At 37.4% G+C, this 12,565-nt stretch carries 11 protein-coding genes; 7 read left to right on the top strand and 4 right to left on the bottom strand.

The window, feature by feature from the left end; translation table 11 throughout:
• Positions 1-15 precede the first annotated feature (15 nt).
• Complete coding sequence (locus J3U59_RS03420) at positions 16-3,234, top strand: efflux RND transporter permease subunit (protein WP_267333425.1); 3,219 nt, start codon at positions 16-18, stop codon at positions 3,232-3,234.
• Positions 3,235-3,715: 481 nt separating this feature from the next.
• Here J3U59_RS03420 and ruvC read toward each other — a convergent pair whose 3' ends face one another.
• Both ruvC and J3U59_RS03430 read right to left on the bottom strand, forming a co-directional pair.
• Positions 3,716-4,204 carry a crossover junction endodeoxyribonuclease RuvC gene (gene ruvC / locus J3U59_RS03425; protein ID WP_267333426.1) on the bottom strand — a complete coding sequence of 163 codons (489 nt, stop codon included), beginning with the start codon at positions 4,202-4,204 and terminating at the stop codon, positions 3,716-3,718.
• The gene (locus tag J3U59_RS03430; protein ID WP_267333427.1) at positions 4,204-4,947 is read right to left on the bottom strand and encodes a YebC/PmpR family DNA-binding transcriptional regulator; all 744 of its coding nucleotides are present in this window, start codon (positions 4,945-4,947) and stop codon (positions 4,204-4,206) included. Before J3U59_RS03430 ends, ruvC begins: the two co-directional genes overlap by 1 nt.
• A gap of 341 nt (positions 4,948-5,288) precedes the next feature.
• Here J3U59_RS03430 and rbsD point away from each other — a divergent pair, with 341 nt between their 5' ends.
• From rbsD to rbsR, 6 genes are read left to right on the top strand one after another with little or no spacing between them, the layout of a single operon-like run.
• Positions 5,289-5,708, top strand: coding sequence for a D-ribose pyranase (rbsD, locus tag J3U59_RS03435; protein WP_267333428.1), 420 nt, complete (start codon positions 5,289-5,291; stop codon positions 5,706-5,708).
• Positions 5,709-5,740: 32 nt separating this feature from the next.
• Positions 5,741-7,255, top strand: a complete 1,515-nt coding sequence (rbsA, locus tag J3U59_RS03440; RefSeq protein WP_267333429.1) for a ribose ABC transporter ATP-binding protein RbsA — start codon at positions 5,741-5,743, stop codon at positions 7,253-7,255.
• Entirely contained in the window at positions 7,242-8,192 is a 951-nt protein-coding gene (gene rbsC / locus J3U59_RS03445; RefSeq protein WP_267333430.1) for a ribose ABC transporter permease, read from the top strand. The genes rbsA and rbsC overlap by 14 nt, the downstream gene beginning before the upstream one ends.
• A gap of 36 nt (positions 8,193-8,228) precedes the next feature.
• Positions 8,229-9,116, top strand: a complete 888-nt coding sequence (gene rbsB, locus J3U59_RS03450) for a ribose ABC transporter substrate-binding protein RbsB (protein ID WP_267333431.1) — start codon at positions 8,229-8,231, stop codon at positions 9,114-9,116.
• A gap of 55 nt (positions 9,117-9,171) precedes the next feature.
• On the top strand, positions 9,172-10,113 hold the full coding sequence (rbsK, locus tag J3U59_RS03455; protein ID WP_267333432.1) for a ribokinase: 942 nt from the start codon (positions 9,172-9,174) through the stop codon (positions 10,111-10,113).
• Between the two features lie 3 nt (positions 10,114-10,116).
• Positions 10,117-11,109, top strand: a complete 993-nt coding sequence (gene rbsR / locus J3U59_RS03460; RefSeq protein ID WP_416379569.1) for a ribose operon transcriptional repressor RbsR — start codon at positions 10,117-10,119, stop codon at positions 11,107-11,109.
• A 126-nt stretch (positions 11,110-11,235) separates the two neighbouring features.
• Here the strand turns inward: rbsR and fis are convergent, their stop codons facing one another.
• Both fis and dusB read right to left on the bottom strand, forming a co-directional pair.
• Positions 11,236-11,532: a DNA-binding transcriptional regulator Fis gene (gene fis / locus J3U59_RS03465; protein WP_034883623.1), complete on the bottom strand. Its 297-nt coding sequence runs from the start codon at positions 11,530-11,532 to the stop codon at positions 11,236-11,238.
• 7 nt (positions 11,533-11,539) lie between these two features.
• Positions 11,540-12,547: a tRNA dihydrouridine synthase DusB gene (dusB, locus tag J3U59_RS03470; protein ID WP_267333434.1), complete on the bottom strand. Its 1,008-nt coding sequence runs from the start codon at positions 12,545-12,547 to the stop codon at positions 11,540-11,542.
• Positions 12,548-12,565: the final 18 nt, after the last annotated feature.

The raw sequence follows: 12,565 nt of genomic DNA on the forward strand, positions 1-12,565 counted from the left end.
GGGGTAGATTTAATTATGGCTAAGTTTTTTATTGATAGACCTGTTTTTGCATGGGTTATTGCTATCATGATGATGTTAGGCGGTGCTTTATGTATAAAGTTGCTAGCTGTCGAACAATATCCGGATATTGCCCCGCCTGCTGTTACCGTAACGGCAACTTATCCAGGTGCTGATGCGCAAACAATTGAAAATACAGTAACGCAGTTGATTGAACAAAATTTAACAGGTTTAGATAACTTGATTTATATGAAATCAACCAGTAGTGCACAAGGTGTGGTTCAAACTACATTAACCTTTGCACCTGGAACAAATCCTGATTTTGCGCAAGTACAAGTATTAAACAAAGTAGAAAGTATTAAATCACGCTTACCTGACAGTGTGCAAAAAAATGGGGTGTCAGTTGCTAAAAATAACACTAACTTTTTAAAGGTTATTGGCTTTTATTCGACAAACCCACAGAAAACACAAGCAGATATTGCTGACTTTGTTTATTCTACCGTACAAGATCCTATTCGTCGTGTTCAAGGGGTAGGGGATACACAGCTATTTGGTTCTGAATATGCTATGCGTATTTGGCTAGATCCAAATAAATTAAATTATTTTAATTTATCAATTGAAGAAGTTACTGCCGCAATTCAAGCACAAAATGCTCAGGTTACCGCAGGTCAATTAGGTGCTTTACCTTCGACTGAAGGCCAAGAACTTAACGCTACAATTACAGCACAATCTCGTTTAAAAACGCCTGAGCAATTTCAGAATATCTTGGTTCGCGTAAATACCGATGGTTCAAATGTCTTATTAAAAGATATTGCCAATGTTGAAATCGGTGCGGCCGATTATAATTTTATTTCTCGTTACAATGGTAATGCATCAGCAGGTCTGGGGATCTATTTAGCAACGGGTGCTAACCAATTAAATACTTCAGAACAAGTTGATAAAAAAATTCAGGAATTATCTAAAATTTTTCCCGAAGATATTAAATTTGCTTATCCTTACGATACAACACCATTTGTTAAATTGTCGATTAGTAATGTGGTTCATACATTAATTGAAGCAATTATCTTAGTTGTTATCGTAATGTATGTGTTTTTGCAAAACCTTCGTTCAACTCTAATTCCGACAATCACCGTACCGGTTGTATTATTGGGTACCTTTGCGGTGTTATATATATGTGGCTTTACTATCAATACTTTATCAATGTTCGCGATGGTATTGGCAATCGGTCTATTGGTCGACGATGCTATTGTGGTTATTGAAAATGTTGAGCGTATTATGCATGACGAAGGGTTGTCGCCTTATCAAGCAACAGTCAAGTCGATGGAACAAATAACCTCAGCATTAGTGGGGATTGCCGTAGTACTTTCGGCAGTATTTGTGCCAATGGCATTCTATGGTGGTGCTGCGGGTGGTATTTATCGTCAGTTCTCCATCACTATTGTTACGGCGATGTCACTCTCGGTTTTAATGGCGATCGTATTAACACCTGCTCTTTGTGCTCAAATTTTAAAAGCGCCAGCCAAAGACGGTGTTGTAGTCAAACAAACAATCGCGGCAAAATTAGCCACTATTCCTCCATTTACTTGGTTAAGCGAATTCACTCAACGCTTTTTTGGTTGGTTTAACAACTTTTATAATAAAAGTTTACATCTATACGAAAAAGGCGTAATTAAATTTATTCGTTACCCTTTAATCAGCTTTGTTTGTTACATTCTGATTGTTATTGGCCTTATTTTTGGTTTCCAGCGCTTACCAACAGGGTTCTTGCCTAACGAAGACCAAGGTGTGCTTATTGTTATGGTAGAATTGCCACCCGGTGCGACATTAGAGCAAACCATGGCAGTATTAGATAAAACGACTAAATTTTATACGACAAAAAAAGCAGACTCTGTTAAAGAGGTATTTACCGTTGCCGGCTTTAGTATGATCGGTCGTGGTCAAAATATGGGGCTTGGTTTTATTCGATTAAAAGATTGGGACGAACGTAAACGTTCCGATCAAAAAGTCGATGCACTTGTTGCAAGTGGTTATGGATTTGCATCTACCGTTACTGATGGTCGAGTTATTATTACAAATTTACCAGCGGTACCTTCACTCGGTATGGCAAATGGTTTCTCTTATATGCTTAAAGATTCAGCTGGTCTAGGACATGAAGCATTAATGGCAACATTCTTCAAAGTGTTAGGTGCTGCTAGCCACAACCCTAGTTTGCAACAAGTTCGACCTGGTAGTATGTTAGATGTACCACAATACAAAATTAATGTTGATTTTGAAACAGCTCAAGCTTTAGGGGTATCAGTCAGTAGTGTAAATACCGTATTATCAACGGCTCTAGGTTCGGCTTATATTGATGACTTTGTCTACAATAACCGAGTTAAAAAAGTGTATTTGCAATCTGATGCACCATATCGAATGCTACCTGATGACTTTAGTTATTGGCATGTGAAAAATCAAAAAGGTGAAATGGTACCTTACGATGCTTTTGCCACCACTTCAAAAAGTTATGGTTCGCCATCGCTTGTTCGATACGATGGAGTTGCAGCAATGGGGATCAGTGGTTCTGCGGCGCCAGGTTTAAGTTCTGGTCAAGCAATGGCTATTATGGAGCAAATATCTAACGAGATATTACCTAATGGTTATACTTTTGACTGGACAGATATTTCTTATCAAGAACGCCAAACTGGTTCACAAACAACTACACTTTATATTATCTCAATAATTGTTGTGTTCTTATCATTGGCTGCACTATATGAAAGCTGGACAGTGCCAATATCCATCCTATTTGTTATACCGCTTGGTATATTAGGTACAGTTTATGCAACTATGTTTAGGGGGCTTGATAACGATATTTACTTTATCGTTGGTTTATTAACCACAATGGGCTTATCAGCTAAGAATGCTATTTTGATCGTAGAATTTGCCAAAGATGCACTTGAAAAAGAAGGTAAATCATTAATTGATGCAACACTTGAAGCATGTCGATTACGTTTACGTCCGATTTTAATGACATCATTTGCGTTCATTTTAGGTGTTTTACCACTAGCGCTCAATAGTGGTGCCGGTTCTGCAAGCCAAAATGCAGTAGGTACAGGGGTAATTGGTGGTATGTTAACCGCAACATTTTTAGCCATATTTTATGTGCCGTTATTCTTCTTGTTTGTGACAAAATTGTTTACAAAACATAAGAATAAACCTGTTTTATTAACTGAACACAATATGAGCAATGATAACAAATAGCTGTAATTAAATTGCCTATACCTAACTAACTGTTGCTAGGTATAGGTTGAATGAAAAGATTTAAAAAGTTATTTGGTTTTTTACAACTATCTATTTTAAGTGAACAAAAATGCGCTACTTTAGTTAGCGCATTTTTTATATTTACCATATTGCATTTATTTGGCTTAATAAAAAGTTTGCTAACACATTAAATTTACTAATTTCGCAATAGCATTTTTAGTAGATATACCAAAAATATAACCATAGGTCGAATCAACAATTTCAACAGTTATTAGATTATTTTTATAACCATTTTTTATATTCGCATGGTATGTATATTTTATTTGATAACGAAGCTTGCTTAAAAACTAATGAGTTAAGTTAATAATAATTAGAAGTAGAATTTTTAGAGAGGAAAAAGGGCAATCTTAATTTAGATGATTAAAACATTGATCATGTTTTTGGGGAATAAGTATTTGTTAAGCAGGATTGTGTAATCATTTTATTTACAGGTTTTTATCAGCTGTTGCCCAATGTGAGCATGCGTGATTGCAATAGCTAACGCATCGGCAGCATCAGCTTGCGGACTGGCGGGTAACTTTAATAATAATTTCACCATATGTTGGACTTGCTTTTTGTCGGCTGCACCAGTCCCAACGACACTTTGTTTAACTAAACGCGCAGCGTATTCAAAAACGGGTAAATCATTATTAACAGCCGAAACAATAGCGGCACCTCTTGCTTGGCCTAATTTTAAAGCAGAATCAGCGTTACGAGCCATAAAAACCTGTTCTATTGCAAACATATCAGGTTGAAATTGCAGTATGATTTCACTCACGCCAGCATAAATACGTTTTAGACGAGTAGGTAAATCTTCAACTGCTGTTCGAATACAACCGCTACCAAGATAGGTTAAATGGCGTCCCGTTTGTTGGATTACGCCGTAACCCGTCAAACGAGAACCAGGATCGATGCCAAGAATGATGGCCATTAGAGTGTTGCTGCAACCTCGTCAGAAACTTCACCATTATGATAAACTTCTTGCACATCGTCGCAATCTTCAAGCATATCGATAAGGCGTAATAATTTAGGTGCAGATTCAATATCAAGATCAACTTTTGTCGCTGGAATCATTGAAACTTCAGCCGATTCGGCAACTAAGCCAGCCGCATCAAGTGCATCTTTAACTTCACCAAATGATTCAGGTGTTGTAAATACATCAATTGCACCATCATCATAAGTCACCACATCATCAGCACCCGCTTCAAGTGCGGCATCCATGACTTGATCTTCATCAGTTCCAGTCGGGTATGAAATTACGCCTTTTTTGGTAAATAAGTAAGAAACTGAACCATCAGTACCTAGGTTGCCGCCAGTTTTAGTAAAAGCGTGGCGAACTTCTGATACAGTACGGTTACGATTATCACTTAAGCATTCTACCATTACCGCAGTACCAGCAGGCCCATAACCTTCATAGATGATAGTTTCCATATTAGTATCATCTTCACCACCAACACCACGGGCAATTGCTCTGTTCATGGTATCACGTGTCATATTATTCGATAATGCTTTGTCCATAGCAGCACGTAGACGTGGGTTAGACGCTGGATCGCCACCACCAAGTTTTGCTGCTGTTACGAGTTCACGAATAATTTTGGTAAAGATTTTTCCGCGTTTCGCATCTTGCGCTGCTTTACGGTGTTTGGTATTGGCCCATTTACTATGACCTGCCATAAAATTCTCCAGATTAATAATTTAAAAATCGCACTATTCTAGCAAACTTTTATCAAAAATTCATTACCTATATATTGATAAGTTTTGTCCTGTGTTGGATTTATTATTGTAAGAGTGAAAAAGCTATTCGATGCAGTACAAAACCCATTATTGTTAAAGTGGCCATATTCCTCTTTTTTTTATAACTATTTAAAAAACTATATTAAAAGCTGAATCATTTCACATTGATCAAGATCACAACTTTGCATTTTAGCTATTGCCAGCAGCATTTATTAAGTAGATGATGCATTATCGAAACGTTTCGATAGTCGTCATAATTAAACTAATACAGGGATTTAACTATGCGTAAAGGTCAATTATTTAATTCTGAAATTGTTAAAATTTTAGCTAGAATGGGGCATACCGATCAAATTGCAATAGGTGATGCAGGCTTGCCAATTGCTAATGAAACCCCACGCATTGATTTAGCATTGACTTATGGTGTGCCAACGTTTATGCAAGTTTTTCAAACCGTTTCACATGATATGCAAATCGAAAGGGTGATATTAGCGGAAGAAATCCTTGCTCATAATCCCCACATCCATCAACAAATCATTGAACAAATAAAAGAAATAGAGCAGGTTCAACATAACTGTATCGACATTTTATATGTCAGTCATGCGCAGTTAAAACAACAAACTCATCATTGTAAAGCTGTTATTCGAACAGGTGAATGTACACCTTTTGCCAATATCATTTTACAGTCAGGCGTGATTTTTTAACTTCGTTTGTAAAACAAACAAAAGAGTAATTTATGAATGAAAATCTTTTACAGCTTATCAACATCCATAAATCCTTCCCAGGCGTAAAAGCACTTGCTGGCGTTAATTTAAATGTGCGTGCAGGTCAAGTCATGGCATTGATTGGAGAAAATGGTGCGGGTAAATCTACTTTAATGAAAGTGTTGACGGGTATATACCAAAAAGATGAAGGCGAAATTATTTATTTAGGTAGCAAAGTAAACTTTCATGGACCAAAATCCTCACAAGAAGCGGGCATAGGAATTGTTCACCAAGAATTGAATTTAATACCACAACTGAGTATCGCCGAAAATATATTTTTAGGTCGTGAATTTACTAATAAATTGGGTTGCATAGATTGGCATAAAACGTATAGCGAAGCTGACAAGTTATTAGCCGAACTTCATCTTGATTATGATAGTCGACGGTTAATTAGTGATCTATCTATTGGTGAACAGCAAATGGTAGAGATTGCTAAAGTGCTGAGCTTTAATTCTAAAGTCATTATTATGGATGAACCAACCGATGCTTTAACCGATACCGAAACAACTTCACTCTTTACCGTAATCAAAAAACTTAAGCAACAAAATTGTGGTGTTGTCTATATTTCACATCGTTTACAAGAGATTTTTGAAATTTGTGATGAAGTAACCGTTTTACGTGATGGCCAATTTGTTGGCGAAAAAAAAATAGCTGAATTAAATGAAGATACACTCATTGAGATGATGGTCGGGCGTAAGCTTGAAGAGCAATATCCCAGAATTAATGTTGCTAAAGGTAATGTTACATTAGAAGTAAAAAACTTGGTTGGTCCAGGCGTTAATGATGTCAGCTTTTCTCTTCACGAAGGTGAAATACTGGGAATTTCAGGTTTAATGGGGGCGGGACGAACAGAATTAATGAAAATGATTTATGGTGCTAATCCGGCCGAATCAGGAAAAATACTATTACAAGGAAAATCGGTGAAAATTGCTTCCCCGCGTGATGGTTTGAATCAGGGAATTGTCTATATTTCGGAAGATCGCAAAAAAGATGGCCTGATTTTAGGCATGTCAGTTAAAGATAATATGTCACTGAACGCACTCAATTATTTTACCAATAAGTTCAGAAAGCTACAGTTAGCCGAAGAACAACAAGCCGTTGAGGATTTTGTCGGCTTGTTTAATATAAAAACCCCTTCTATCAATCAGATCATTGGTTTTTTATCGGGCGGTAATCAACAGAAAGTTGCTATAGCCAAAGGATTAATGACTAAACCGATGATATTAATTTTAGATGAACCCACTCGTGGCGTTGATGTTGGCGCTAAAAAAGAGATTTATCAACTTATTAATCAGTTTAAGCAACAGGGGTTAAGTGTCATTTTAGTCTCATCTGATATGCCAGAAGTACTCGGCATGAGTGATCGTATTTTAGTTATCTATGAAGGAAAAGTGACTGGGGATTTTTCAATTAACCAGGCAACACAAGAAAAACTTATGGCAGCAGCCGTTGGCAAAGCAGAGGAGAGCGCTGATGTTGCAAAATAAAAAACTTAAAAATTTATTAATTGAACAAAAATCCTTAATTACTTTATTGGTTTTAATCATTATTGTTTCTTGTTTAAGCGATAACTTTTTTACCTTAAACAACTTTTTTAACATCTTACAACAAACTTCAATCAATGCCATTATTGCAGTGGGCATGACCTTGGTCATTTTAACTTCGGGTATTGATCTGAGTGTGGGGTCAATCTTTGCATTATCTGGCGCCATTACTGCTTCGTTGATTGGGGCGGATATATCGCCATTTATTGCGATTTTTGCTTCCTTAGTTTTAGGGTGGATATTGGGAACTTTTTCAGGATTTATTATCGCCAAAGGTAAATTACAAGCATTTATTGCAACCTTAGTTATGATGCTTATTTTACGTGGTGTAACGCAAGTTTATACTAAAGGTAGCCCAATTTCGACAGGTACCAATGATAATTCGGAATTATTTGAATGGTTTGCATTTGGGCGTGTACTGGGGATTCCTGTACCAATTTTTATCATGGCAGTTGTTTTTATCGTAGCTTGGTACTTACTTAAATACACACGTCTGGGTCGTTACATTTATGCATTAGGTGGGAATGAAGCGGCAACCCGTCTATCAGGTATTAATGTTGATCGCGTTAAAATCCTTGTTTATGCAATTAGTGGTTTACTTTGTGCATTAGCTAGCACTATTGAGGTTGCTCGATTGTCTTCAGCACAACCTACAGCAGGGACAGGTTATGAAATGGATGCAATCGCAGCAGTGGTACTTGGCGGTACTAGTATGTCAGGTGGACGAGGAAAAATTTTAGGTACTTTGGTGGGGGCTTTAATTTTAGGGTTTTTAAATAATGGATTAAATATGCTAGGCGTTGATGCCTACTACCAAATGATCGTAAAAGGAGTGGTTATTTTATTAGCCGTATTAGTTGATAAAAAAACCAATAAATAAGGGTATTAAATCGAGATTTTATTTTGGGAGAAAGTTATGAAATTTAGAAAAATGATGGCAGCTGTGATTGCTTCTGCACTAAGTGTTTGTATTGCTTTTCAAGCCTCAGCGAAAGAGCGCATCGCTTTAGTTGTTTCAACGTTGAATAATCCTTTTTTTGTTACCTTAAAAGATGGTGCCGTAAATAAAGCGAAAGAATTGGGTTACGACTTAGTAGTCTTAGATTCACAAAATAACCCAGCTAAAGAACTCGCTAACGTTGAAGACACCATTGTTAAAGGCGCTAAAATCATTTTGATTAACCCTACTGATTCTGAAGCGGTTGGTAACGCCGTACTGGCGGCTAATAAAGCCGGTATTGCGGTTATTACACTTGATCGTGCTTCAGTCAAAGGCGATGTAGTGAGTCATGTTGCCTCTGACAATGTTGCTGGTGGCAAAATGGCCGGTGACTTTATTTTTGAAAAATTGGGGGCTAATGCCAAAGTGATACAATTGCAAGGTATTGTTGGGACATCTGCTTCTCGTGAACGAGGTGAGGGTTTTGTCAAATCTGTGCAAGCAAATCAATTGGCTATTTTAACAGCACAACCGGCAGACTTTGATCGCGCTAAAGGGATGAACGTAATGCAAAATCTTTTAACTGCTTATCCGGCTGTGCAAGCCGTATTTGCAGAAAATGATGAAATGGCATTAGGTGCTGTGCGCGCCATACAAACTGCAGGTCGTAATGATATTATCGTAGTTGGTTTTGACGGTACTGATGATGGTGTTAAATCAGTACAACGCGGAAAAATGGCCGCAACTGTCGCTCAGCAACCCGACAAAATCGGCTCAATAGGTATTGAAATTGCTGATAAAGTAATAAAAGGTGAAAAGGTTGATGCAAAAATTCCTGTAGAATTAAAACTGATAACTCAATAAAATTATCAAGGACGCATGAGTGCGTCCAATTTCTAGTTGATTAGGAACAAAATATATGAATAGTAAAAAATTAATTGTACTTGGTAGTGTCAATATCGATCATATCTTAAATGTCAATGAGTTTCCCAAACCAGGTGAAACATTAACAGGTACACATTATAAGATCGCGTATGGCGGCAAAGGAGCCAATCAAGCCGTAGCCGCTGGACGCCTCGGTGCGAATGTGCAATTTATTGCGGCTGTTGGTAACGATGATTTAGGCAAAAACTTTAAAAAGCAGCTACAAAGCGATCATATTGATACCCGTTCTGTTGCCGTAATCGACCAAGAAAATACTGGTGTTGCGCTTATTTTGGTCAATCAAGAAGGTGAAAACCAAATTGCAATATATGCTGGAGCGAATGCTGCTGTCACACCAGAGTATTTAGATCAATTTGCTGACGATATCACAAAAGCTGATGCAATTTTAATGCAACTTGAAACGCCATTAGCAACCGTTGAGCAAGCTGCCAAGTTGGCTAAACAAAATAATACACAAGTCATTTTAAATCCTGCACCCGCACAAAAATTATCTGATGAATTACTCGCCCATGTTGATATCATTACGCCAAATGAAACAGAAGCAGAGTTTTTAACTGGTATAAAAATTATTACCGAGCAAGATGCACAGCAAGCAGCACAATTATTACATGATAAAGGGATCCATACTGTGATTATCACTTTGGGAAGTAAAGGCGCTTGGGTGAGTCATGCACAAAACGGCGTAATAGTACCAGGGTTTCGTGTTAACGCTGTTGATACAATTGGTGCTGGTGATACCTTTAATGGAATGTTGGTTACCGCGTTGCTAGAGGGCAAAGATCTAAAACAAGCGGTTTATTATGCACATGCAGCTGGGGCACTATCTGTAACTAAAGCAGGTGCACAAACATCCGTACCAACACGAAAAGACGTCGATAATTTTATTCAATCACAACATTTATCAATGAGAAATTAACACTTGGCTACCATGAAAGATATCGCAAATTATGCGAAAGTATCTACTTCAACCGTTTCTCATGTTATTAATAACGATCGCTATGTAAGTCCAGCTATTCGCAGTAAGGTTGAGTCTGCAATAAAACAGCTAAACTACACGCCATCAGCAATTGCACGTAGTTTAAAAAGTAATAAAACCTTTACTATTGGCATGTTAGTCACCACAAGTAATAACCCTTTTTACGCTGAGGTAGTGCAAGGTGTCGAGCGTAGCTGTTATGAACTTGGTTATAATTTAATTTTATGTAATACTGAGGGCGATCAGCAACGAATGCTCAACAATATTGAACATTTGTTACAAAAACGTGTTGATGGTCTATTAGCTATGTGCACGGAAACGTACTCTTTTCCGGAACAAATTTTTGACCGTTATCCTAAGTTACCTATGGTCATGATGGACTGGACACCTTTTAAAGGCGTGTGTGATACGATTCAAGATAATTCATTTTATGGCGCAACATTAGCGACCCAGTATCTGATTGAACAGAATTATCAACGTATTGCTTGTATTACCGGACCATTGAACAATACTCAGGCGCAATCGCGCCTTCAAGGTTATCGTCAAACGATGCAGGACGCGCAATTAACCATTTTGCCAGATTACGAAGCGCAGGGCGATTTTCGATTCGCTTCCGGCATTGTGGCAATGCAGCATTTATTACAGTTGCCAATTCCGCCACAAGCGGTTTTTTGCTCTAATGATGCTATGGCTATTGGTGCTTATCAGGCTCTATATCGTAATGGTTTAAAGGCGGGAGAAGATATTGCTATTATGGGTTATGATGATATAGAAATTGCACAATATATTGCCCCACCGTTGACAACAATCCATCAACCCAAAGAAGAGTTAGGACAATTAGCAGTTGAAACCTTATTAAATCGATTACATCATCCTAATGATAAACTGCATACTTTAACGTTAACACCAACGTTAGTTAAGCGTTTATCTGCCTAATTTTTATTTAAGCAAGTTGTTCTAAAAAACGTTAAGTTCAATTGAATAATGATTGATACATGATAGTAAAAAAGCGCCTGATTCGGCGCTTTTGGATTATAAAACAAGATATCAATAAAGAGTTGATTAACTCATTCCATATTGTTTTAATTTTTTGCGTAAAGTACCACGATTAATACCAAGCATATTGGCAGCTCTGGTTTGATTGCCACGGGTGTATTGCATAACCATATCAAGGAATGGGTGTTCAACTTCAGCTAACACTAATTCATATAAATCAGTAGGATCTTCACCATTTAGTTGTGATAAATAGTTTTTTAAAGCCTGCTTTACTGAATCTCGCAATGGTTTTTGTGTTATTTGGTCTTGTGAGTTTACAGTTGTAAATTTAAGTGCTGCAGCTGTAACGCGTTGTTCTGACATAGTATTTTTAACTCTTTTGGTTGTTTCTAATTTGACTAAAAAATGCTTTTAGTGTTTTAACTTGCTCACTTGTATTGCTAAGTACACTAAATAAGCGCCTAAATTGATCGCTATCAGCATAATAGTTGGTATACCAATTTACATGCTTTCTGGCAATCCGTAATCCTTTGTATTCTCCATAAAATTGATAAAGGTCATCAAGGTGTGTTAACACGATTTGCTCCACTTCATCAATTGTTTTTCTTTTTTTTAACTGTCCATGTGTTAAATAGAATGCAATTTCTTCAAATATCCAAGGTTGCCCTTGTGCCGCTCGGCCGATCATTATAGCATCAGCTTGCGTATATTGAAAAACATCTTTTGCTTGTTCCGGTGTACAAATATCGCCATTAGCAATGACAGGAATTGTCACATTTTGTTTTACTGCTCTAATCGACTCATATTCAGCTTCACCTTTGAATAAGCAAGCACGTGTTCTTCCGTGTATGGTTATTGCCTTAATACCACAATCCTGTGCAATTTGTGCGATTTCAATGCAATTTCTATGATTTTTATCCCATCCAGTCCGCGTTTTCAAAGTTACCGGTACATCAACAGCACCAACAACTTTTTGCAAAATCTTTCTAATTAGCTCCGGATGCTGCATTAAAGCCGATCCCGCTAATTTTTTATTCACTTTTTTTGCTGGACACCCCATATTAATATCGATTAACTCAGCGCCATGTTTGACATTAAATTCGGCTGCTTTTGCCATTTCGTCGGGATCTGACCCCACGATTTGAACAGCTCGCACACCAATATCATCTGTTGACACCATACGTAATGCCGATTTATCTGTATGCCAAACATCTGAATTTGCTAAGAACATTTCTGATACTGTCATTCCAGCGCCATATTGATAGCATAGATGACGAAATGGTTTATCGCTAATTCCAGCCATTGGTGCAGCAATTAAATTGTTTTTTAATTTGACCTCACCAATGCTAAGCAAATTGAGGCCGGCTATATTACGCATTTTTTCTCGAAGTTAAAA

The sequence above is a fragment of the Gilliamella sp. B3783 genome, assembly GCF_026536125.1.
In the GTDB taxonomy this organism is placed as follows: domain Bacteria; phylum Pseudomonadota; class Gammaproteobacteria; order Enterobacterales; family Orbaceae; genus Gilliamella.

Bases quoted from the DNA above. Each gene is read 5' to 3' on its own strand.
- rbsA (WP_267333429.1), top strand. From the start codon at position 5,741: ATGAATGAAAATCTTTTACAGCTTATCAACATCCATAAATCCTTCCCA.
- dusB (WP_267333434.1), bottom strand. From the start codon at position 12,547: ATGCGTAATATAGCCGGCCTCAATTTGCTTAGCATTGGTGAGGTCAAA.
- ruvC (WP_267333426.1), bottom strand. From the start codon at position 4,204: ATGGCCATCATTCTTGGCATCGATCCTGGTTCTCGTTTGACGGGTTAC.
- J3U59_RS03420 (WP_267333425.1), top strand. From the start codon at position 16: ATGGCTAAGTTTTTTATTGATAGACCTGTTTTTGCATGGGTTATTGCT.
- rbsK (WP_267333432.1), top strand. From the start codon at position 9,172: ATGAATAGTAAAAAATTAATTGTACTTGGTAGTGTCAATATCGATCAT.
- fis (WP_034883623.1), bottom strand. From the start codon at position 11,532: ATGTCAGAACAACGCGTTACAGCTGCAGCACTTAAATTTACAACTGTA.
- J3U59_RS03430 (WP_267333427.1), bottom strand. From the start codon at position 4,947: ATGGCAGGTCATAGTAAATGGGCCAATACCAAACACCGTAAAGCAGCG.
- rbsC (WP_267333430.1), top strand. From the start codon at position 7,242: ATGTTGCAAAATAAAAAACTTAAAAATTTATTAATTGAACAAAAATCC.
- rbsD (WP_267333428.1), top strand. From the start codon at position 5,289: ATGCGTAAAGGTCAATTATTTAATTCTGAAATTGTTAAAATTTTAGCT.
- rbsB (WP_267333431.1), top strand. From the start codon at position 8,229: ATGAAATTTAGAAAAATGATGGCAGCTGTGATTGCTTCTGCACTAAGT.